18 protein-coding genes, 2 tRNA genes and 3 pseudogenes are annotated in these 21,602 nt (G+C 39.6%); 11 read left to right on the top strand and 12 right to left on the bottom strand.

The features are described from left to right. Position 1 precedes the first annotated feature (1 nt). A complete protein-coding gene (locus tag CRI9333_RS19760) occupies positions 2 to 526 on the bottom strand; it encodes a thermonuclease family protein (RefSeq protein WP_015204935.1) in 525 nt (174 codons plus the stop codon). Positions 527 to 890: 364 nt separating this feature from the next. Then, on the bottom strand, positions 891 to 1,259 hold the full coding sequence (locus CRI9333_RS19755) for a 2Fe-2S iron-sulfur cluster-binding protein (RefSeq protein WP_015204934.1): 369 nt from the start codon (positions 1,257 to 1,259) through the stop codon (positions 891 to 893). 78 nt (positions 1,260 to 1,337) lie between these two features. On the opposite strand from CRI9333_RS19755, the gene CRI9333_RS19750 reads away from it, so the two are divergent. Continuing rightward, positions 1,338 to 1,422, top strand: a tRNA-Ser gene (locus CRI9333_RS19750). Between the two features lie 53 nt (positions 1,423 to 1,475). Here CRI9333_RS19750 and CRI9333_RS19745 read toward each other — a convergent pair. From CRI9333_RS19745 to CRI9333_RS19735, 3 genes are all read right to left on the bottom strand, one after another. After that, on the bottom strand, positions 1,476 to 2,705 hold the full coding sequence (locus CRI9333_RS19745) for a tyrosine-type recombinase/integrase (RefSeq protein ID WP_015204933.1): 1,230 nt from the start codon (positions 2,703 to 2,705) through the stop codon (positions 1,476 to 1,478). A 252-nt stretch (positions 2,706 to 2,957) separates the two neighbouring features. Then, the gene (locus CRI9333_RS19740) at positions 2,958 to 3,767 is read right to left on the bottom strand and encodes a glucose 1-dehydrogenase (RefSeq protein WP_015204932.1); all 810 of its coding nucleotides are present in this window, start codon (positions 3,765 to 3,767) and stop codon (positions 2,958 to 2,960) included. Between the two features lie 319 nt (positions 3,768 to 4,086). Further along, entirely contained in the window at positions 4,087 to 4,527 is a 441-nt protein-coding gene (locus CRI9333_RS19735; RefSeq protein WP_015204931.1) for a hypothetical protein, read from the bottom strand. Positions 4,528 to 4,544: 17 nt separating this feature from the next. On the opposite strand from CRI9333_RS19735, the pseudogene CRI9333_RS25885 reads away from it, so the two are divergent. From CRI9333_RS25885 to CRI9333_RS27905, 4 genes and pseudogenes are all read left to right on the top strand, one after another. Next, positions 4,545 to 4,847 (top strand): annotated as a pseudogene (locus CRI9333_RS25885) (PQQ-dependent sugar dehydrogenase); the annotation flags it as partial. Between the two features lie 137 nt (positions 4,848 to 4,984). Then, positions 4,985 to 6,622 carry an alpha-amylase family protein gene (locus CRI9333_RS19725; RefSeq protein ID WP_015204929.1) on the top strand — a complete coding sequence of 546 codons (1,638 nt, stop codon included), beginning with the start codon at positions 4,985 to 4,987 and terminating at the stop codon, positions 6,620 to 6,622. A 39-nt stretch (positions 6,623 to 6,661) separates the two neighbouring features. Further along, positions 6,662 to 7,045 (top strand): sensory rhodopsin transducer, encoded by a 384-nt coding sequence (locus tag CRI9333_RS19720; protein ID WP_015204928.1) that lies wholly within the window; start codon positions 6,662 to 6,664, stop codon positions 7,043 to 7,045. Beyond that, a pseudogene (locus tag CRI9333_RS27905) lies at positions 7,046 to 7,141 on the top strand (DNA-binding response regulator); the annotation flags it as partial. It lies immediately after the preceding gene. Positions 7,142 to 7,232: 91 nt separating this feature from the next. Here the strand turns inward: CRI9333_RS27905 and CRI9333_RS19715 are convergent. Together CRI9333_RS19715 and CRI9333_RS19710 are read right to left on the bottom strand one after the other, a co-directional pair. After that, positions 7,233 to 7,634, bottom strand: a complete 402-nt coding sequence (locus CRI9333_RS19715) for a DUF1499 domain-containing protein (RefSeq protein WP_015204927.1) — start codon at positions 7,632 to 7,634, stop codon at positions 7,233 to 7,235. A 43-nt stretch (positions 7,635 to 7,677) separates the two neighbouring features. Then, a complete protein-coding gene (locus CRI9333_RS19710) occupies positions 7,678 to 8,886 on the bottom strand; it encodes an RNA-guided endonuclease InsQ/TnpB family protein (protein ID WP_015201328.1) in 1,209 nt (402 codons plus the stop codon). A 50-nt stretch (positions 8,887 to 8,936) separates the two neighbouring features. Between CRI9333_RS19710 and tnpA the strand changes: the two are divergent. Continuing rightward, positions 8,937 to 9,351 (top strand): annotated as a pseudogene (gene tnpA, locus CRI9333_RS19705) (IS200/IS605 family transposase). A gap of 240 nt (positions 9,352 to 9,591) precedes the next feature. Next, the gene (locus tag CRI9333_RS19700; protein WP_015204926.1) at positions 9,592 to 9,948 is read left to right on the top strand and encodes a thermonuclease family protein; all 357 of its coding nucleotides are present in this window, start codon (positions 9,592 to 9,594) and stop codon (positions 9,946 to 9,948) included. A 39-nt stretch (positions 9,949 to 9,987) separates the two neighbouring features. On the opposite strand, the gene CRI9333_RS19695 is transcribed toward CRI9333_RS19700, so the two are convergent. From CRI9333_RS19695 to CRI9333_RS19675, 5 genes are all read right to left on the bottom strand, one after another. After that, a complete protein-coding gene (locus tag CRI9333_RS19695; RefSeq protein WP_015204925.1) occupies positions 9,988 to 10,506 on the bottom strand; it encodes a hypothetical protein in 519 nt (172 codons plus the stop codon). Positions 10,507 to 10,667: 161 nt separating this feature from the next. Continuing rightward, the gene (gene gltX, locus CRI9333_RS19690; protein ID WP_015204924.1) at positions 10,668 to 12,110 is read right to left on the bottom strand and encodes a glutamate--tRNA ligase; all 1,443 of its coding nucleotides are present in this window, start codon (positions 12,108 to 12,110) and stop codon (positions 10,668 to 10,670) included. A 223-nt stretch (positions 12,111 to 12,333) separates the two neighbouring features. Further along, a tRNA-Asp gene (locus CRI9333_RS19685) sits at positions 12,334 to 12,407 on the bottom strand. 43 nt (positions 12,408 to 12,450) lie between these two features. Continuing rightward, positions 12,451 to 13,965, bottom strand: coding sequence for a TM0106 family RecB-like putative nuclease (locus CRI9333_RS19680; RefSeq protein WP_015204923.1), 1,515 nt, complete (start codon positions 13,963 to 13,965; stop codon positions 12,451 to 12,453). A gap of 135 nt (positions 13,966 to 14,100) precedes the next feature. Beyond that, positions 14,101 to 15,393: an AAA-like domain-containing protein gene (locus tag CRI9333_RS19675; protein ID WP_015204922.1), complete on the bottom strand. Its 1,293-nt coding sequence runs from the start codon at positions 15,391 to 15,393 to the stop codon at positions 14,101 to 14,103. A gap of 293 nt (positions 15,394 to 15,686) precedes the next feature. Between CRI9333_RS19675 and CRI9333_RS19670 the strand changes: the two genes are divergently transcribed. The 4 genes from CRI9333_RS19670 to CRI9333_RS19655 all read left to right on the top strand — a co-directional run bounded on the left by CRI9333_RS19670 (position 15,687) and on the right by CRI9333_RS19655 (position 21,596). Then, positions 15,687 to 16,823 (top strand): trypsin-like peptidase domain-containing protein, encoded by a 1,137-nt coding sequence (locus CRI9333_RS19670; protein ID WP_015204921.1) that lies wholly within the window; start codon positions 15,687 to 15,689, stop codon positions 16,821 to 16,823. Between the two features lie 152 nt (positions 16,824 to 16,975). After that, complete coding sequence (locus tag CRI9333_RS19665) at positions 16,976 to 17,518, top strand: COP23 domain-containing protein (protein WP_015204920.1); 543 nt, start codon at positions 16,976 to 16,978, stop codon at positions 17,516 to 17,518. A gap of 101 nt (positions 17,519 to 17,619) precedes the next feature. Next, complete coding sequence (locus CRI9333_RS19660) at positions 17,620 to 18,165, top strand: COP23 domain-containing protein (protein WP_015204919.1); 546 nt, start codon at positions 17,620 to 17,622, stop codon at positions 18,163 to 18,165. 143 nt (positions 18,166 to 18,308) lie between these two features. Beyond that, positions 18,309 to 21,596: a serine protease gene (locus CRI9333_RS19655; RefSeq protein ID WP_015204918.1), complete on the top strand. Its 3,288-nt coding sequence runs from the start codon at positions 18,309 to 18,311 to the stop codon at positions 21,594 to 21,596. Positions 21,597 to 21,602: the final 6 nt, after the last annotated feature.

The following is a 21,602-nucleotide window of genomic DNA, read 5'->3' as shown; positions in this document are numbered from 1 at the left end:
ATTACTTGTTTTGACTTTTGAATTCAGCAGGAGTTAACCGCATTGGCTGTTCAGGATTCCAAATCCCTTTGCCCATGAGTCGGGCGTATTCTTGGGCGCGGATTAATCTTTGATCGTACTTGTGATTAGGCGATCGCACTACTGCTAGTACAGAACCTTCTTTCACTAGCTGCTCATTGAGCAATACTCCATCTTTCCATACATAAGCAAGCTTTCGCCCAAATTGATCTACTTGCTCGACATCTGACTCTAATAAAACTGATTCAAATACCAGCTTTTGATTATTTATTTTCCCAGTCAATTGCTCAAGCTGTTGTTTTGCCTGATCTCCCCAAGGCTGTTGTCGCAAATCTGGTGCTTCAATGCCAATTAACCTTACTCGATCAATTAATGCAGGTTGTTTAGTCGTATCCACCCATTCTAGAGTTTGACCACTGACAACCCGCTCGATCTTGACCATTGTGCCTTGAGGTTGCTTACTCGATTGGCAACCGAACAGCAGTAAGCAACAGCATAAAATTAGCAATCCCCTTTTCTGTAAGGTTATAAAATTATTAACCCGGAGTTGAGATCGAGCTTTACCCCGAAATTTTAAATTTCTATTCCTCAACCGTGAGAGGACTCCCACCACACTGTACTGGGTTGGTGGTGAGATGAATCGCGTTATTGATTTTGTGGTAAAGTGGTTATCAGTCAAGCGAACCTCCTGTAGTTGTGATAACCAAGCAACATAATTGGGACAAGTAGTGAAGGCAAAACATTCAAATACCGTAGGGCATACGGGATTTCAAGCTTGTGGAGAGAAAATAAGACTCCTTGGTGCTTGCATCAAAAGCATTTCTCGATGAAGCAAGAATCTCCAGTCACAGCGCAAGCTTGGCAGGAGAGTGTCAATCCTCATCTAACGGCAGCCCAAATCTGACTTTTCCTTTGGCAAAGTAGCGACCAAACTGAAGTTCGTAGACTTCATCCTCATCCTGCGTCTCTACTTCCAGATCAGAGCGAGCATAACTTACGCATAACAAAGCATAACCTTGTTCGCGCAGATGGGGAGAAAGTCCCAGGGCTTCTGGTTGGTGAATAATCCCTGACTTAACGCGCACAGCACAGGTGGTACAAGCGCCATTACGACAGGAAAAAGGCAGTTCCGTTCCCTGATTTTCCGCACTATGCAAAATATAGCGATCGTCTGGCACTGTTAGTGTATGATAAGTACCTGTCTGGCGATTGTGAATTTTAACTTTATAGTAATGGGGCATAGATCAAGTAGCGAAATATACTGTATAATAATTAGAGCTTACGCCAAAACGATGTAAGCTAAAAAAAGAAACACACCTGGAGAGGTGGCCGAGTGGTTTAAGGCGCAGCACTGGAAATGCTGTTTAGGGCAACTTAACGAGAGTTCGAATCTCTCCCTCTCCGTTATTCCTTAAGGTTGAATTGTTTGTGTCGGTTGTAGAGGTTGCTAGAGGTGGTTAGACTGATTTGATAATCTCTGGTAGTTTGATACGTTCAATATCAAGTTTTAAGTAATGTTCCTTAAGAACTTTGTCGCTATTGCCTACTATTTCAGCTAACTTATGGATCGGGTAATCGTTGTTAGCGTGATAACTAATCATTGTGTGACGTAATTGATAAGGTATACGATACCTGATCTCCATAGCATCTAATAATGTGTGCCATACTCCGTTTAAGCCTTTCTGCGAGATAGGCTTATTAGCAGCATTCAAGAATACATAACCCGTCCTATGAGGGATAGTTTCTAATAATGCTTGCAATTCATCATTGATCGGAAAGTAACGAACACTAACTGTCTTTGTTCCTTTCTTTTTAATAATTCTTCCACTGGCGTTAACTTGACCTTCACAGAACTTGATCCGCTTTTTGATTAGGTCTATATTTTCCCATTTCAAGGCTACCGCTTCTGACGGTCTACAACCTGTTAACCAACAGAAGTAAATGTATTTAAAGTACTGGTAATGCTTGCCAGGAAACCTTGAGTATGTTTCATTTTTGAGAGCGTGTAGGATTTTGTAAACTTCACTGACTGTGAAGATATCTATTTCCCGATCATCGTCACAAGTTGTATTTGTTTTTTTCTCAGACTTGATTGAGATAGATGATAGTAAGTCTCGGTAGTCTATACCCCATTTGCGCTGAATATTATCGGTTTTAGAGTTCCAATCAATAGCAGCAACTATTAATTTGAACCTGTCTTTACTTGTTTTACTGCTACGGGTTGAATCGTCAAAAATCCATTCTACTACTTGATTTTTTTGTTCAAGTCGTTGAAATGGACAACGTTTAATTAAATTTCCAACGGTTTGAATAGTTGTCAGAATATATGTTTCCTCCCATACACCAATAGATGTGTGAAATGACACATACTTATCCCACAGTATGTGCAAGTCATCTTTTTTTACTAACCTCAATTTCTCGGTTTTTTGTACTTTAAGAGCTTCTTGCGCTTCTTTTACTAATGCCTTGAGGTAGTCAATTTCTACGGGTTGACCATTGACAACTTGTTTGTTGATTTCCTCATCAATCATCAAGGCTAGGTTCAATGCCTGAATTTTGTCAGCGCCAACGCCTATTGTTTTTCTACCTAGCTTGCTGCATAGACGTACTTGGTACATAACCCCGTAGTTAGTATTCATTGTCATCATCGACAAATACTTAAAATCGTTGCTTTTGGCTACCGTCATATTGATTAGTTGGTTGAAGTGATAGCACTAATCATACATCAATGGTTGAAGCAATGGTTGAAGTGAAAGCAAAATAGTTTAATTTAAACTTTCAAACACTTACATAGAAAGGGTTATAAAGTATATAAGCGCAGCAGTAAAAATGCTGTCTAGGGCAAGTTAACGATGGTTCTAATCCCTCCCTCTCCGTTATTCCTTACTAAATATACCTTTCAGCCATTACTACTCAAAAGGTGGAATGGTTGAAAGAAATTATGAAGACCAATTCTCTCGAAAAGCGGGATAAAGGGTTAAACCACCATCAACAAATAGAGTTTGACCTGTAATATAAGCTGCTTCGTCAGATGCTAAAAATGCTACCGCCGCCGCCATTTCTTCGGAAGTTCCCGCCCGACCCAAAGGAATTTTACTTTCTACTTGAGCTTTTTTTTCTGGCTCATCAATCCAAGTTTGATTAATTGGTGTAATTGTTGCCCCAGGTCCGATCGCATTGACACGAATATTTTCACGGGCATATTCTAAGGCTAGCGATCGCGTCAAATTTTCCATCCCGCCTTTACTGACAGAATAGCCTACATAATCAGGCTTAGGAATTATTTCGTGAACGCTGGAAATATTAATAATGATGCCGCCACTACCCTGAGAAATAAAACTTTTGATTGCTTCGCGGGCGCAAATATAAGCACCTCGCAGATTAACCGCTAATACTCGGTCAAAATCCTCAATTTTAATTTCGTGTGCTGCCCCAGCAATTTGTATCCCAGCATTGTTAATGAGAATATCCAAACTGCCAAACTGATCTATTACCTCAGATACCATCCTAACTACATCAGCTTCTTGAGAAACATCAGCTTGTACTAGCAGACTTTTAACACCACAATTTTCAATATTTCCGCACGCCTCTTTAATTGCTAATTCTTCGGTTTCCTCAGCTTCGGCTGGACTGCTGCGGTAATTAATCGCTACATTAGCACCTTCTTGGGCAAAGCGAATTGCGATCGCTTGACCGATACCGGAACTTGCACCAGTTACTAAAACATTTTTTCCTTTTAGACCTTTCATATAACTATCTTCTCACGCTTACTTTTCTTTTATTTAGCCGTGCCTACTTAGAGTTTATCCGAAAAGTCCTTTCAAGAGTATTTAACCGCAGATAAACAAAATTGATAGATTTAGTCGCACGTTCCTATATATAATTTTGGGGGTAAGTAGATGGGCATAAATAAAATTATAATGAAATTCCTACGTCACCAGTCCCTAGTCCCACAAGAGCGCAAGTAACGTTTAATTTCACCTACATACTTAGCTGCACTAACATTTGCTGTTTGTTTCTGGTATGGCAACTCTTTGGTAAGAATTAAATCACCTTGATTATTATAATTTAATATCTCATGCTAGGTAATAAAATAAGATCTATTGCTTCCCCAACAGCTAAACCTAATCCCGCTAAAATTGTAAAAATCAAAAATTTATTGAATTTATTTAAACCACTGGAACGCATTTCTATCTCAACTAAAATTGTTGATATTAAAGGGATAATAACCAGGGTTATTACTAGGGGAGAAGTAGCTATCGCTGCCACTAAAATACTAAATAATAAAGCACTACTCAACAATAAAAACCAATTTTGCGAACAAATTTTAATTAAAGAAACTAATAAAGGATTTGCTTGTATCACTAAATAAAAAGCTATGAATGCTATAAATAAACCGACAACCCAAACAATGTGGTGAGCAGCTAACGACCAGCCGAGTAAAGCGTAAGCCAGCCATAGTAATAACAGAGAAAAACCAGAAACTTTCGGATTAAGTTCAAGATTCATAAGGGCTACTTGTTAGCATAATAAGCTTGGTTGCTTGTAATACAACACCACAAGCAGAATCAACTTCCACCCAGGATAACGCCTCTGCACAACAACCTGACACTTCCACCCAAGCAGTCGCACAGGAAACAGCTTGTACTTTAGTTAGAGACGGCTTTGGTACGCCGGGACAAGTTAAACTGCGTGTTGAAGAAGTAGCCACTGGGCTAGAAGTACCTTGGGGAATTGCCTTTTTACCCAATCGAGATATGCTGGTGACAGAACGTCCTGGGCGCGTGCGGCTTGTACGCAAGGGTAAACTTCAGCCGCAGCCAAAAGCTTTCTCTCCCCCCCCACACCCTACACCCCACACCCTACACCATGTGCCAGGTAACATTTACTTTTCATGCTTAAGATAGGTAGGATGAGAAACAAGTTAAAGCGAGTTTCTCCCTACATATCTTTTAAGCATATTCTCATGTTGGATTTATGGTACAAAAATGCTGTGATCTACTGCATCGATGTCGAAACATACATGGATGCAAATGGTGATGGTATTGGTGATTTTATAGGACTAACCCAAAAATTAGACTATCTTGCGGGCTTGGGAGTTACCTGCATTTGGCTAATGCCATTCTATCCTTCTCCTAATAAGGATAACGGCTACGACGTGATGGATTATTACAACGTCGATTCTCGCTTGGGAACGCTAGGCGATTTTGTAGAATTTACCGTTCAAGCGCGTGAGCGTGGTATGCGAATATTGGTTGACTTAGTAGTTAACCACACATCCTCGCAACATCCCTGGTTTCAAGCAGCCTGCAAAAACAAAAACTCAAAATACTGGAACTACTATCTGTGGTCGAAACAGAAACCCAAGGATATCAAGGAAGGAATTGTCTTTCCTGGCTTCCAAAAAACTACTTGGACATATCACCCAGAAGCAGAAGCGTATTATGCTCATAGGTTTTACGATCATCAAGCAGACTTAAATATTACTAATCCTGAAGTTAGGGCAGAAATTCAAAAAATTATGGGTTTCTGGTTAGCTTTAGGCGTATCTGGGTTTCGGATTGATGCTGCACCATTTTTGATTGAATTGCAGCAAGCTGACAATATCTGTGAAATGGTAGACGATCCGATTGTCTATATTGAAGAGTTTCGTAAATTTCTTTCCTGGCGGCAGGGTAATGCCATTTTGTTAGCAGAAGTGAATGAACTTCCTGAAGAACAAAGCCGATATTTTGGGAATGGTAATAGGATGCAGATGCTGTTCAATTTTTGGGCAAATCAGCATCTAATTCTGGCTCTTGTTCAGGAAAAAGCTGCACCACTGATTGAGGCATTAGCAAGATTACCCGAAATTCCCGAAGTTGGTCAGTGGGCAAATTTTATCCGTAACCATGATGAGTTAACACTAGATAAACTTTCTGAGGCTCAACAAGAGGAAATCGCCGCCGCGCTAGCACCAGATCAAGAAAAAATGTGGATTTTTGATCGCGGTATCCGCCGCCGCTTCGCTCCTATGATTAACGGCGATCCACGACGACTCAAGCTTACTTATAGTTTACTGCTAACTTTACCAGGTACTCCTGTAATTAATTACGGTGAGGAACTGGGTATGGGTGATGATTTATCTTTACCAGAGCGTCATCCGGCTCGTACTCCCATGCAGTGGTCGAGCGAACCCAATGGTGGTTTCTCAACTGCTCCCTCCGATAAGTTAGTGCTGCCAGTTATTGATGAAGGGGAATACGGTTACAAGCACTTAAATGTTAGTGTACAACGCCGCGATCCAGAATCGCTGCTTAACTGGATGGAGCGGGCAATCCGTATGCGGAAGGAATGCCCAGCATTTGGTTGGGGGAAATGGCAAATTTTGGAAACAGGGCATGAAAGCGTGTTTGCCCACCGTTGTGAGTGGAATGGTGAAGTGGCGATCGCTATTCACAATCTATCTTCTGAGCCAAGTCATATATCATTAACGCTCACAGATGACAAGGGCAGCTATTTGGTTGACTTATTTGAAGACCAACCCGATGAAGAGGTTTTAAAGATTTCACAAGATATCCAACTTGCGGCTTATGGCTATCGTTGGTTTCGAGTCAGACGCTAGATTTTTTAATTGAACTTTCTAAAAGGAGACAGCGAAATAATGAGTAAAGCAATAGGACATACTTGCTGGGCTATCCCTGAAGGCTATATTCCTGCGTATAGTACTGGCCCTGAACCTCAATTTCTTAGTCATGAAACTGCCTGTATACTGAATACCTCAGACCAAGATGCTCATGTAGAAATAACTATTTACTTTAGCGATCGCGAACCTATTGGCCCCTATCAAGTCACTGTGCCAGCGCGACGCACTAAACATCTGCGCTTTAATGACATTACCGATCCTGAGCCAATTCCCCTCGATACAGACTACGCCAGCGTCTTTAACTCAGATGTACCCATAATTGTGCAGCATACTCGACTTGATTCACGTCAGGCGGAGAATGCTTTACTCAGCACGATCGCATATCCCAGCAGTAACTCATAGATTTTTGAATTATTAGCAAGAGTGCGGGCTTTAGGGCGGCGATCGCCTCTTTTGCAAGGGGATACTTTAGAAGTTGCCGATCTCCAACTATTGCTCTACCTAAATTTAAGCTGAAAAAAGCTTTCATCCTGTCTTTTCACGGGGATGAAAGCTTACAGCAGGTTTATAGTTAACAGGTTTTTGGTAGTTAACTTTTAATTTCTTTCAGTTTCGTTCTAATGGCTTCAATTCTATTACGGTTGACTCCTAAATCAGATTTGCCTAGACGAGAAGCGGAACGCACATGAATGACTTTTGCGGTATCATCTAAATAAAATTCCACGTCGTCAACAAAACCCATAAGGGCGCTGGTAAATTCTGCGTATAAATAATTGGTGTTTTCTGTGATGATTTGAGTTTTGGGCATTGATTGGATCACTTGCTTGAGATTGGCGATCGCTTCTGCCACAGTAGAGTTATACGTTAATGGCTCAATTTTGTGTCCGGCATCTGTATCTTGGCTACAAACGCAATTTGGGGTATTAGGGCAAGGTGCTAATTTACCATCATTAACGCCCAGGTTATTAGGTCTTTTTCCTGCAAACATCATTATTACTCCTAGTATCACAAACGCTTCTTTTGACACTCCCCCGTCAAGCTTGCGCTGTGACGGGAGATTCTTGCTTCACTGAAACTTGCTCTTTGATGCAAGCACCATTAAGTCTTACAGTTTCTCCACAAGCTTGAATTTCCGTATGTCCTACGGTATTTGTTAACAAAATTCTTATGCCCTCTTCCCTAAGATTTTGTGTTGCATTTTCATCTCTATCGTGGTGAGTTTTACATTCAGGACAAACCCATTCACGAATACTGAGATTTAATGAATTGTTCTTAACTTTACAACTATTACAAAGCTTGCTACTAGGAAAGAATCTGTCAACTTGAACAAATATTGCTCCCTCTCTATCTAGTTTATGGCTGATAAAATTAAGCAACATTCCCCAACCAGCATCTAATATTGATTTCGCTAGTTTGGTACGTGCTAATCCTTTAATACAAAGGTTCTCAGCTATAATGACTTGGTTTTCGTCTACTAATTTTCTTGAGAGCTTATGGAGAAAATCTTGTCTTGTGTTCGCTATTTTTTCGTGAACTCTAGCAACTCTCTTAACCTGTTTCTGACGATTTAAAGACCCTTTTTTCTTTCTGGATAATGCTTGTTGTCTACGTCTTAAACGTTTAGCATATTTCCTGGTAGGTTTAATCGGATCAACTTTATCAAAATCTTTTCCATCAAAAGTAGTAACTAAATTACTTAAACCTAAGTCAATGCTTGTGATTTTCCCTTTCTTGTTAGTTGTTAAATCATCAGTTTCAAATAAAATTGCAGCAAAATATTTATCTGTACTGGTTTGAGAAACAGTTACAGACTTAATTTTACCGTTAATACTTTTTGAAATGTTTGCTTTAACAATGCCAAGTTTTGGAAGTTTTAAACCACCATTTTTAATTGAACAGCTTTCAGGATAACGAATTGATTGCTTTCTATGTTTACTTTTAAACTTAGGGAATCTTGCTCTTTTACTAAAAAAGTTCTTAAAAGCTGATTCTAAGTTTTTAAGTGTTTGTTGTAATGTAGCAGCAGTTACTTCTGTTAACCATTCATAATCAGATAGCTTTTTGAGTTGAGTAAGGTCTTTAGCCATGTCGTAATAGCTCATACCCTTACCCGTTTCTTCATACTGAGTGTTAGTTTTGTTCAGGTAATAATTAAATACAAATCTAGAACAACCAAAGCTTTTGGCTAATGCTTGTTGTTGCCCCTTATTTGGATAAATTCTCACCTTGAGTACGTCTAACATCAGTTCTTTTGAGCTAAACTTATCTATATATTAACATTTGACGCTTAAAGATGTCAACCTCATATCGTCACGGTTTTAGGTCTGTTTACAAACTTAACGCTCACGTTGTTCTCGTGGTAAAATATCGTAGACGTGCAATTAATGCCGAAATCTTAAGACGGCTCTCTAGAAATCTTAAAACAAACCTTAAATAAGTGGGAATCAGAACTACTAGAATTTAATGGAGAGTCAGATCATGTTCATTTGTTGATTGACTATAAGCCAGATATACCATTATCCACATTAATCGGGAACTTAAAAACAGTTAGCAGCAGATTAATCCGTAAAGAATATCCCTGGTTAGCCTCAAAATATTTCTATAACAAACCCTATTTCTGGACTGGTTCTTATTTTGTAGCTAGTTGTGGAGGTGCTACAATTGAACAATTAAAAAAATATGTCGAGCAACAAGCGACACCGGAATAAGGATTCGCTTCGCTCAATTTATATAGTTTGGTCGCCATTCATCTCGCCACTAACCCTACGGGTGTAGTGGGAGTCCTCTGGCTTTATTCTTGATAGACTGGATCAGGCTGGAGTTAAAGGGAAGATCTCTAAACTCCAGCCTGTAAACGACAGATTGCCAATCTATAAAAAATACTACCCTAACGGTGATGACTGGTGACTAACTAGCTAATAAGATTGCTGAGTTGAGCAAGGTGATTGATGAAGGTTGATTTATATAAATATCGTGCCATTGTAAAAGCCGTTTACGATGGCGATACCTGTACTGTCGATATTGACTTAGGTATGAAGGTGTGGATACATGGTGAAAAACTCCGTCTATCCCGAATTAATACGCCTGAAATCCGAGGAGAACAGCGAGAAGCGGGTTTGGCGGCGGGCGAATTTCTCAGAAAGCAAATTGATGGAAAACAGGTTTTCATTGAAACTATCAAGGACTCCCAAGAAAAGTATGGTAGATACTTAGCTGAGATTTGGCTGGAAAATCCAAATGATCAGTGGATTAATATTAATGATTTGATGGTTTCCCAAGGACACGCGGTTTATAAAACCTATTGAAAATTTGCAATTAAGTTGGGTTTGCGATCGCCCCTCTACTCACTTCTCAGTCAGCCTGATAATGTAAGGGGTTGACTTATTTTTTTGATAAGACCCAACCCAGACATTGTAATTACCTTCTAGCCATTGACCACTAATACCTGGATTCTTGCCATTGTAGTCATCATTACACCAACTACCACCAGGACCTTTAATTAGTAAGGTTGTATCCTCTGGACTTTCTACCTGAATAGTCAGATTTTTAAAGAAATTAGTTAATACTATTTTATGGTCTGGTTTTGCATCTACAAAACCAACGCATGAACCTGTTGCTGTTTCTGCACGACCTGCAACTTTTTGGGACGGTACTGTTCCACCACCAATACCCCTAATAGTTAGTGGATCTGGGGAAAAATTAGGGCTAATGGTAGGGTTTTCAAACATTGAGGTAGATTTCACTTGCTGGGCTGATGTAGGGGCGTTAAATAAAATGCCAGCAAGTATGGGAGTCCCGATGATAACTGCCCAGCGAGACACTGACCGGATGTTTGACTTTAATTTCGTCACTGGGTTGTACATTACTACTGCTACAAACGTATTTTTTTTGTTATCAAAAATGTAACTGCTCTATCGGTAGTAGTGACGATGTGATATAAAAGCGAGTTCCTCAAAAGTAGCAAAACACCAAAAACACCAAGCCCACTCCCTAGTAACGGGGAGTGGGCTTGGCGAAGTTAATATTATCTTGCTAAGGCTTTTTCCAGGCGTAATTTATCTAATCCCCGCGCCTGTAATAGTAGCCAAGATTGAATTAAATCAGGGCCATGTACCTCCCCAGTAAGGGCTGCACGGAGCGATCGCATTACCACTCCTTTTTTGAGGTTTTTCTCTTTTGTGACCTGTTTAATGATGGTTTGGGCATCATCTGCACTCAAGGAGTTATTAGTTTCTAATGCTTGTGCGATCGCATTGACTACATCAGCAGCGCCAGGTTGCTGTAACTGGGCAGCAGCTTCTTCGTTATACTCTACGGTTTGAGTAAAGAAGACGAGGCTCATTTCTACAGCTTCTTCTAAACGATTCAAACTAGCACCAATTAAGGCAGAAATCTGTTCTAGCCAAGTGCGATCGCCCTCTGGGTCAAATTCATATCCAGCCGCCTGCCAATATGGAATCAACTGATCTGTTAACTGATCCACTGGCATTTTATGGATATATTGACCATTAAGCCAATTTAACTTTTCCCAATCAAATTTAGCGCCTGCATTATTTACACGCTCAAAACCAAACTCTTTCGCTGCTTCTTCTAAGGTAAAAATTTCCTTGGTTGAATCTGGCGCTGACCAACCTAATAGGGTCATATAATTAGCTAAAGCTTCGGCAGTATAACCCATCTGCTGAAAGTCAGAAATCGAGGTAACGCCGTCTCGTTTCGATAGCTTTTTGCCTTCTTGATTCAAAATTAAAGGTGTGTGGGAAAATTCCGGCACAGCAGCGTCGAAAGCTTCGTACAGTAGAATTTGCTTTGCTGTATTAGCAATATGGTCTTCTCCTCGGATGACATGGCTGATATTCATATCAATGTCATCGACTACCACAGCTAAATTGTACAAAGGTTGTCCAATGTGGCTTTCATCAGAGGCACGGGCAACTACCATATCACCACCCAAGTCACTACCACGCCAGGTAACTTTACCTCGAACTAAATCATTCCAAACTATTTCGCGGTTGTCATCAATCTTAAAACGAATTACTGGACGACGACCTTCAGCTTTAAATGCGTCTTCTTGTTCTGGAGTTAAGTTGCGGTGGCGGTTATCGTAGCGCGGTGCTTCTTTTCTAGCTTTTTGCGCTGTCCGCATTTCGTCTAATTCGGTTTCACTGGTATAGCAGCGATAAGCTAATCCTTTATCTAAAAGAGTTTGGACGGCTTGGCGATATAAATCGAGCCGATCTGACTGAAAAATTGGTCCTTCATCCCAATTTAATCCCAGCCAAGTAAGACCATCAAGGATATTTTGAGTATATTCTGGGCGCGATCGCTCTTCATCTGTGTCTTCAATTCTGAGAATAAATTTGCCGCCATTATGACGCGCATACAGCCAGTTAAATACAGCAGTTCTTGCTGTACCAATATGTAAATTTCCCGTAGGACTAGGAGCAATACGAACTCTAACAGTCATTCTATTTTAGATTTTGATTTTACTTACAATTGTTAACGTTAGCGCCAAATATACTTCTGGCTAACATCAATAGTTTTTTTTATCGCAGATGTGAGCAGATGGACGCAGATGACGCAGATGTTAACCAAAATTTTATCGACTTATGCCAGGGGTCTAATGAAAGATGAATCAAAAATGAGAAATCTCGCCTTAACTCATCCTTGATTTTTGATTATTTATTCTACGGGACTGACGGGGCTCGAACCCGCAACTTCCGCCGTGACAGGGCGGTGCTCTAACCAATTGAACTACAGTCCCAAACGCGAATTTGTTTTTCGCGACAATTTCTAGTATGCCAGCATTATTCTGGTTTGTCAACTACATCTTGAGAAGTATCTTGTAGAAACTCGACTAGCCAATCTTTAACGTGGCGGGTGGCGCGGCAGTCGTCTTCGTTGTAACGCAGAATTAAGTCCAGCAGTGTGCGATCGCCTTTTTGTAACCATTCATCATACCAACAGATAGATTGGGAACCACTTGCTAAGGGATCTCGCCAGTTAAACCCCAACCAGTTAGCAATTAATTTAAGAGAATATCCATGCAATGGTAAGGTTACGGTATCTATAAGCTCTTGATGCAGATCGACACAGCGCGATAGTACTGGTTCAATTTGTTGATATGGTGTCTTGTAAAGCTTCGCTAAACGCTTGATTGTGTCTGTTTCATAAGGTGAATAATGAAAAATTGGTGCGTTTGGATAAGCTTCAATTAAATCTAAAAATTGCTGCCAGATTAATTGCTGATCTTCAGGTTTTTCTGCTAATACAGGATAAAATTTTTCTGTTTGAGCAATTTTATCAACAACTAAAATTCCCAAGAGATAGTCAAGATTTAAACTTGGTTCGGCTTCAATATCAAAATATATTTCAATGTCTGCTGTTGGTATATTTACCTTGGTTGAATTGGATAAAGAGGGAACTAACAGCACCTGATTTGTTAAAACAGCTTGCGCTTGTCTGACTATCTGTTGCGCTAACTCAGCGTCCATCTCAGGCTCTAAATAAACTGGATTTGCATCAGCTAGAGACTCTAAGCTAGTTAGCCTGAGCGTTTTTAAATGCTCGTATCGCTTGGGAGTAACGCCAGGTAATAAAGATAAGTGCTGTTGAGAGGTTGCAAGCTCATGGCAACCTATTTGCCAAGGGCAGATACTACACTGTTGTCGAGAAATAAATACTTCCGGTTCCTGCTTTTCCAGCAGCATTTGAAAACATTCTTTCAGATGAATTTGCAATTCTGGAAGCCAGCGCCACAAATCTACTTGATAACTTCCTCTTTCCCGTAAGATTAACCAAGCTTCTTCTGACCAAGCACCTTGAACTGCTGCTAAATTTTGGGTATGATATGCTGCAATAATTTGATATTCTTGCTTGGGACGTTTGCCTAAATGAATATCTATAGGAATATAAACCCAATCACCGAAGTAGGATTTTCCAGGCTGTTTAATTAACAAATCTGGAGAACTTAATAATGTTAATTCTTCTAACGGCGATTCATTTAAACCTAGAGTGCTAGGTTCTATGGTTGTACTCAGTACACCTTGATAAATACGTTCAACACCCTGCTGCATTAAAGCTACGGTAGCCTTAACGCCAGTTTGCCAATCACCTTTCTGGTAATCTGGCTTTATATGTGGGGTAGCGCCTTGGCTAATTTGCTCTGTCAGAACAAAATTTTCATGCACCAGTCGTTCTTGTTGTAGTTTCAACAAAAAGTCGCTAGGAGGGGCTTTCAGAGTGCGATCGCCATATATATCTAAAAAGGTTCTACGTGGACAACGTAGATAACTTAGGAGTCTTTCAACAGTTAGCAGCATGACTCCAGCGTAACAATAAATGCGTCTTGTTATGAGAGAGAAGGGAGGAGAGAGGAGGGAGGGGGTGGAGAAAATATTACATCTGTGGTTAATTATTTCAAATCTGACTAATGCCAAAGTTAAGTAGAATGTGTCTTAATTTAAGCGATCGCTAAAATATAACTGATATAATTTCCGGCTAACTCTGGCTGAATTTCCCTCTAATTTAATTAATCCCATACTCTCCAACTGATACAGTTGAATTGTTTTCTTTTCTAAAGTGACAAGCTCTTGAGCAAGAATTTGTTGAAAAACTTTCCCTAATTCTTGTTGATTTTCCAGTATTTCTAAATGTCTTAGTAAATGTTGCTGATAAATTCCTGCATTTGTAGGTGCATCCTTAATTAACTGTTGAATAGTAATATTTTGTTGAGATAAATGATATAATGCTAAACGTACTAAATAAGGATGTCCTGCCACCATTTCTTTAAGTGGCATCATATCTTCCCTGCTAACGCCATGACGGTCAGCTAAAGAGTACATTTGCTCTAAATTAAATTCCTCTAGCTTAATAAATTCTCCGACATTAAAAGGAGATTGATTAATTCCTAATTTGCCATAATCTTCTGTAGAATAAGCAATTACTAGGCGTAGTTTCTCCCAAGTTTCAGATTCTTTGCTTTTTTCATACCAATTTCGCAACATGGGAAAAAAGTTGTGATAGATTTCTGGATATTCAAATAATCTATCCACTTGATCAAGCACTAAGACTAACACGCCGTCTAGTTGTTGTAATAATTTTTGAAACTGGCGGGTACAATTCAGCATCAGCAAATCATCGTTATCCCATTCTTGCATTGCTGGTGCGTTGGGAACTTTTTGTTGAAAATATGTATAAAAGCTGCGTAAGAAACTATAAGAGTTAGTAAATTTATTAGTGTCAATTAAACCAATATTTAAGTAAACTGTTTGATAGTTCTTTTGATGGGCATCAGCAATAATTCTTTTGATTAAGGAAGTTTTACCCATTTGTTTAGGTGCTTTGACTCGCAATAAAGCACCTGGCTCTTCTAGTTTGGCATAACATTTTGATTCTATACAATCTCGCGCAATATAATAAGGAGAATTTATCGGCTCTGGACGGTCTGGGAAAGGGATACTTTTAGTAATATATCCGTATTTTTCTAAAATTTTGGGGCTGACTAAGGTGCGCTTATATTTGAGAAATAATTCTAGTAAACTTTCCCGATAATCAGAATAAGCTTCGGGAATAATTTCAAATTTTTGGCAGATATTTCTGATGTGATGGATTACTGTAGTTATATGCGTTGCCCGAATTTCCTTAAGAATTTCTTCATCTTTGCTACCTGCTAAGAAGAGAGACAATACTTGGTTTTGTCTGGGTGTTAAAGCTTGTTGATAGATTTTACAAAAAGTTTCTTGATTCATTTGGGTTTTGAGAATATTTTTAATATTTAGTATCTAAGTATAGATCCCCCTAAATCCCCCTTAATAAGGGGGACTTTGAATTATTCCCCCCTTTTTATAGGCGTTGGCGTAGCCTGCGCGTAAGCGCATAGCCTTCCCGAAGGGTAGGGGGGTAGGGGGGATCTAGATTTCAAAATGTGAGCGTGTAAGTGCAATTGTTGAAATTTTACTCAACTTTTCAGGTTAACGGTTGAAAGCCCATAAGATACTATCAAACAGCCCAAAGCAGTTATTAAATATATAACAAGGTAAAAATGCAGAAGAAATTCTTAAGGATAACAATATCAGCAATTTTGACAAGTGCGATCGCATCTGGCATAATTAACAATATTACTAGCCGTGTGGGTATTGAACTAGGACAAGTCAAGGCTGTCTTAGCTAAAGACGTTGAGCAGAGACGGGCAAAAACACTTCTAGCCCAAAATAGTGAAGAACAAACTCGCATTGCAGTCTATCAAAAAGCTAGTCCTGCGGTAGTAAAGATTGAATATGATAATGGTACGGGTAGTGGTTTTATTGTTTCTCCAGATGGATTAGTTTTAACAAATGCTCATGTTCTGGAAGATGCGCCATCTACTGTTAAAGTTATTCTCAATGATGAAACGGAAGTATTAGCCGATGTTATTGGCTTTGATAAACGCGGTATAGATTTAGCTGCGCTGAAGATTCGCAATCAAAGCAATTTGCCTACCCTGAGTTTAGCACCACCTGGAACAGTGCAAGTCGGGCAATCAGTTTATGCTATTGGTTCACCTTTTGGGATTGAAAATACTTTTACTAGCGGTGTGGTGAGTAGAATTGACCGCAAACGCAACTGGATACAACACGACGCGCCAATTAATCCAGGTAATTCTGGAGGACCATTGCTTAATTCTAAGGCAGAGGTGATTGGGGTGAATACGGCATTATTCAATCCTACTGGTAGTAAAACATTTCTTGGTATTAGTTTAGCGATCGCAGTTGCCGAAGTACAACCTTTTTTAGTGGCGCTACAGCAGGGTAATGGGTATGTAGCCCAGCGACCACAACAGCCTGATGACAATTCCACAACAACTCAACAATTACCTTTAGATGGGAAAACTGTAACAGCAACACTTAAAAAAGGTGATGATGTGTTACCAAATAATACCTACTATCACACTTATACATTTCAAGGTCGGGCTGGTCAACAAGTAACCATTGAAATGAACAGTAAGCAAATCGACTCAGCTTTATTTTTGGTGTCTGTTGATAGCAAAAAAATCCTTGAGCAAAATGATGATATTTCCCCTAATGATTTTAATGCCAAATTAGTTGCTACATTACCTGCCGATGGCACTTATGTAGTAATTGCTAATGCTTTTGAACGTGGAGAATCAGGGGAGTATAGCTTAAATGCTGTTGTTAAGTAAACCAGTCGAAATTACCCCCCTTAATCCCCCCTTAGTAAGGGGGGAAACTAGCTCCCTTCCCTATTCTTACTCCCTCCCCTTAATAAGGGGAGGGTTGGGGGGGGTCAAAGATATTTCGGCTCAATACCAGAAATCTTAATGAGAAAAAAACCATGAAATTCAAGTTATTTTCAATTGGCTTAATCACTACAATAATTGCTACATTAGGACTCAATTTAACGACTCAAAGAGTGCAAGCAGAATCCAGATATCAATTTTATTGTGGACAAAGCTACGACGCAACAGCAAATCAACGTTTTCCCGCAACTAAAGCTAGGACAACACGGGGACAGATTGTATTAATTCAATGGCAAAGAGTTGATGTTCCTGGTTATTCTCCCCAACGGCGCTGTCGAGAAATATCACCACGCTTTCAGCAAGCTTATAACAATGGCACATTAAATTTAATTACCAATGCCAAAATAAATGGTCAATCTGTCATTTGTACTACTAAAGAATACGGGGGTAACTGTGTAACTGTGTTAATGACTTTGCAGCCAAAAGATAATTCTTTACAAATCTTGAACGATTTGAGAGATATTCTAAATCTTCGTCAAGTTGGTCCAATTAAACACAGTTCTGCTATTCCCCAGATTTACTACCAAATTGACTTAGAAGATTTGATGCGTAACGCACCATTAGAACAAGAAAGATGAAGGATATCGGGTTTATGCGAAAAAACTAGCGAGCAAGATGCTCGCACTACCTTGTTACTAGGAAAATTATCGTTTATCTTAACTAAAAAGAGGAAAAATCCATGAAACGCACATTAATTACCACTCTGGCATTAACTTTAACCACAACTATCATCACTGCTGCTTTTATTAACTCTAATTCTCACCAAGTTAAAGCTGAATCTACAGTGCAATTTCTATGTCGCAGTAGTTATGACGAAGACCAAGGTACACGCTTACCTACGACATTGGCTTGGACATCACGGGGTAAAATTGCTGTGATTCGCTGGGTAAAAGAATTAGGTGGTAAGTCTCCGCAAGAACGTTGCGAAAAAATATCGCCTCGCTTTCAAGAAGCTTATCAGAAGGGGACTTTAAGCTTAATTACTAATGGCAGAATAAATAATCAACCTGTGATTTGTACTGCTAAAGAATATGGTGGTAAATGTGAAACTTTGTTGATGACTTTGCGCCCAGGAGATAATTCTTTGCAGATGCTTAATAGTTTAGTGGAAACTCTCAATGGTCGTGGAGTTGGTCCAATTAAGCATAGTTCTGGTGTTCCTCAAGTTTATTATCAGGTTTATATTGATGATTTTTTGCAAACTGCACCTGTAGAAAAAGAGTAAAGGTGGCAGATAGCCCGCACAGATAAAGATCCCCCCCAGCCCCCCTTAATAAGGGGGGAGCATGAAGTCAAAGTCCCCCTTATTAAGGGGGATTTAGGGGGATCTCCCCACTACTAATACCAATCAACTAAACACTAATTCCTATGAAACCTTCCCTCTATTTCTCCCTAATTTCCTTAATCACTCCTCTATTACTCCTCCCCACTGCTAACGCCCAAGCATTACCCACAAAATCACCAACTAATACATCTACACAAATTGCAGCGACACCGCAAAATATCCAGAAAATCGCTCAATCTATTACAGTCAAAGTATTTGTTAAAGATAGTCGTGGTTCCGGTATCATAATTGCTAAACAAGGTCAAACTTATACCGTATTAACTAATGCTCATGTAGTTAATCGCGGTCAACCTTTCCGCATTCAAACCCCTGATGGCAAATCTTATAATGCTACTTTAATTACTCAAGGTAATTCCTTAAAAGATAATGATTTAGCTGTCTTGCAATTTAGCTCTCCTGATAATTATCAAGTTGCTAAATTTGCTGATTCATCCAATTTATCAGAAAATCAAACTGTTTATAGTGCGGGATTTCCGATTGATGAAACTTCTTTAAAACTGACGGCTGGCAAAATATCTGTGATTACACCAAAAGCTTTGGTGGGTGGTTATCAAATTGGTTATACAAATGACACATTTCAAGGAATGAGTGGCGGTGCTTTGTTAAATCAGCAAGGCGATGTGATTGGTGTGATTGGCATGGGTGCGGAGGCGATTTTAAATGATGCTTATGTTTATACTGATGGGACTCGCCCCAGGAGTTCAACTATACAGCAATTAAGAGGCGCTTCTTTTGCAGTACCTATTGCTAATTTAGGGCAGGTTGCGCCGAATTTAGCTGCAAGTATTCCTAATGCTGGTGGTAATGCTAATCGGACTGTTTATACGGGAATTGTTGCGAAAATAGATAAGATTGCTGAACAAATTACTGTCAAAATAGATTCAATTAATAATGGTAATGGTTCTGGGGTAATTGTTGCTAAAAATGGGCAGAATTATTATGTGTTAACTGCTTCTCATGTGGTGGAAAATCAAGATAAATATACAATTGTGACTCCTGACGGGCGCAAGTATGCTTTGTCTCCTAGCAACATTCAGATTTTTAAAGGAGTGGATTTAGCTGTTGTACAGTTTAGTTCTAGTTCTTCTTACCAAGTAGCAACTTTGGCTAAGTATGATTTTCAGGATTATAGTAAACAAGTTTTTGTATCGGGTTTTCCACAGTTAAACCGCAACCAAACAAATCAACAATCGCTCTTGTTGACTTTTGGATATGTTTGGCGAAAAGATAATGCAGATTTTTTTGCGAAAGAAAAAGCTTCTTTATCGCAAGGTCAAGATTTAGTTTACAGCAATATTTCCTACGGTGGGATGAGTGGCGGAGCGGTGCTGGATAGTTTTGGGCGCTTAGTTGGGATTAATACTGGGGCAGAAAATGAATCGGCAAATAATCAACGAGGTGAAGTAGTTGAATTTAGTGTAGGTTATAGCTTGGGAGTACCAATTAGCACTTTTTTAAGTCTGGCGAGTCAGGCAAAAGTAACCACAAATTTGTTACAAGTGCAAACAAATCAACCATCTGCTTTAACTCAAACAGAATTTGCTTCTATTGTTAATCAATTAGTAAGTTTACAAGTTCCCTCAAAAGATGCTGATGCCTTTGCTTGGCTGAATTATGGTAATCAACTATGGCGGATACGGGATTTTAAAGAGGCGCTTGCTGCTTTTGATAAAGCGATACAAATTATTCAGCATCAACCAAATTTTTCTAAACAATATTATGCCCAAGCTTATTATGGGAAAGGTTTGACATTATACTGGATGGAGAAATATTCAGAAGCAGTTGATGCTTTAAAGCAAGCTACTCAAATCGATCCCAAATTTCATCAAGCTTGGCGTTTGCGTGGTGCGGCTCTTAAGTCTTTGAAAAAATATCCAGAGGCGCTGGCATCATATCAGCAAGCAATTAAACTTAGCCCGCAAGAATTTGTTCTTTATGTAGAACTAGGCAATACATTCAGTAATTTAGAACGTTATCAAGATGCTATTGTTGCCTACAGTGACGCAATTAAGATTAAACAGCATCCTTGGGCATACAACAACCGAGGTTTAACTTACAAGAGTTTGCAAGAATACCAAAAAGCGCTAGCCGATTACAACCGTGCGATCAAACTTCAACCAGATTACGCTGATGGCTACTACAACCGAGGTGTAACTTACTTTTATTTGCAAGAATACCAAAAAGCGCTAGCCGAGTACAACCGTGCGATCGCGCTTCAACTAGATAATGCTAAAGCCTACAACAACCGAGGTAATACTTACGATAATTTGCAAGAATACCAAAAAGCGCTAGCCGATTACAACCGTGCGATCGAACTTCAACCAGATTTAGCTGAAGTATACTACAACCGAGGTAATACTTACGATAATTTGCAAGAATACCAAAAAGCGCTAGCCGATTACACCCGTGCGATCGAACTTCAACCAGATTTAGCTATTGCCTACAGCAACCGAGGTAATACTTACAAGAGCTTGCAAGAATACCAAAAAGCGCTAGCCGATTACACCCGTGCGATCGCACTCAAACCAGATGATGCTAAAGCCTACTACAACCGAGGTGTAACTTACGGTAATTTGCAAGAGTACCAAAAAGCCCTAGCCGATTTCACACAAGCGATCGCACTCGAACCAGATTATGCTTCTGCCTACTACAACCGAGGTTTAACTTACGATAATTTGCAAGAATACCAAAAAGCAATCGCCGATTACACCCGTGCGATCGAACTTCAACCAGATTTAGCTGATGCCTACAACAGCCGAGGTGTAACTTACTATAATTTGCAAGAATACCAAAAAGCGCTAGCGGATTACACCAGTGCGATCGCGCTTCAACCAGATTTAGCTGATGCCTACAACAACCGAGGTAATACTTACGATGATTTGCAAGAATACCAAAAAGCAATCGCCGATTACAACCGTGCGATCGCGCTTCAACCAGATGATACTGAAGCCTACTACAACCGAGGTATAACTTACTATAATTTGCAAGAATACCAAAAAGCGCTAGCCGATTACAACCGTGCGATCGCACTTAAACCAAATGATGCTGATGCCTACAGCAATCGAGGTTTAACTTACTTCAATTTGCAAGAATACCAAAAAGCAATCGCCGATTACAACCGTGCGATCGCGCTTCAACCAGATGATGCTAAAGCCTACGGCAACCGAGGTTTAACTTACTCTAAATTGCAAGAATATCAAAAAGCTTTTGCAGATTTACAAAAAGCTGCACAACTGTTTTATGAACAAGGGGATATGCAAATGTACCAAGAAGTACAGGAAGCTATCAAGGAGTTACAAAGCAAGCTTTAAATATCA

The sequence above is a fragment of the Crinalium epipsammum PCC 9333 genome, from assembly GCF_000317495.1.
In the GTDB taxonomy this organism is placed as follows: Bacteria; Cyanobacteriota; Cyanobacteriia; order Cyanobacteriales; family PCC-9333; genus Crinalium; species Crinalium epipsammum.
Note: the sequence above shows the minus strand (reverse complement) of the source record. Positions and strands in the feature narration are given on the sequence as shown.

What these genes read in the sequence shown, in the direction of transcription:
- CRI9333_RS19745 (WP_015204933.1), bottom strand. Translation starts at nt 2,705, where the DNA reads ATGACGGTAGCCAAAAGCAACGATTTTAAGTATTTGTCGATGATGACA.
- CRI9333_RS19670 (WP_015204921.1), top strand. Translation starts at nt 15,687, where the DNA reads ATGCAGAAGAAATTCTTAAGGATAACAATATCAGCAATTTTGACAAGT.
- CRI9333_RS19665 (WP_015204920.1), top strand. Translation starts at nt 16,976, where the DNA reads ATGAAATTCAAGTTATTTTCAATTGGCTTAATCACTACAATAATTGCT.
- CRI9333_RS19715 (WP_015204927.1), bottom strand. Translation starts at nt 7,634, where the DNA reads ATGATGTTTGCAGGAAAAAGACCTAATAACCTGGGCGTTAATGATGGT.
- CRI9333_RS19725 (WP_015204929.1), top strand. Translation starts at nt 4,985, where the DNA reads ATGTTGGATTTATGGTACAAAAATGCTGTGATCTACTGCATCGATGTC.
- CRI9333_RS19655 (WP_015204918.1), top strand. Translation starts at nt 18,309, where the DNA reads ATGAAACCTTCCCTCTATTTCTCCCTAATTTCCTTAATCACTCCTCTA.
- CRI9333_RS19660 (WP_015204919.1), top strand. Translation starts at nt 17,620, where the DNA reads ATGAAACGCACATTAATTACCACTCTGGCATTAACTTTAACCACAACT.
- gltX (WP_015204924.1), bottom strand. Translation starts at nt 12,110, where the DNA reads ATGACTGTTAGAGTTCGTATTGCTCCTAGTCCTACGGGAAATTTACAT.
- CRI9333_RS19720 (WP_015204928.1), top strand. Translation starts at nt 6,662, where the DNA reads ATGAGTAAAGCAATAGGACATACTTGCTGGGCTATCCCTGAAGGCTAT.
- CRI9333_RS19695 (WP_015204925.1), bottom strand. Translation starts at nt 10,506, where the DNA reads ATGTACAACCCAGTGACGAAATTAAAGTCAAACATCCGGTCAGTGTCT.
- CRI9333_RS19740 (WP_015204932.1), bottom strand. Translation starts at nt 3,767, where the DNA reads ATGAAAGGTCTAAAAGGAAAAAATGTTTTAGTAACTGGTGCAAGTTCC.
- CRI9333_RS19700 (WP_015204926.1), top strand. Translation starts at nt 9,592, where the DNA reads ATGAAGGTTGATTTATATAAATATCGTGCCATTGTAAAAGCCGTTTAC.
- CRI9333_RS19680 (WP_015204923.1), bottom strand. Translation starts at nt 13,965, where the DNA reads ATGCTGCTAACTGTTGAAAGACTCCTAAGTTATCTACGTTGTCCACGT.
- CRI9333_RS19735 (WP_015204931.1), bottom strand. Translation starts at nt 4,527, where the DNA reads ATGAATCTTGAACTTAATCCGAAAGTTTCTGGTTTTTCTCTGTTATTA.
- CRI9333_RS19675 (WP_015204922.1), bottom strand. Translation starts at nt 15,393, where the DNA reads ATGAATCAAGAAACTTTTTGTAAAATCTATCAACAAGCTTTAACACCC.
- CRI9333_RS19755 (WP_015204934.1), bottom strand. Translation starts at nt 1,259, where the DNA reads ATGCCCCATTACTATAAAGTTAAAATTCACAATCGCCAGACAGGTACT.
- CRI9333_RS19710 (WP_015201328.1), bottom strand. Translation starts at nt 8,886, where the DNA reads ATGTTAGACGTACTCAAGGTGAGAATTTATCCAAATAAGGGGCAACAA.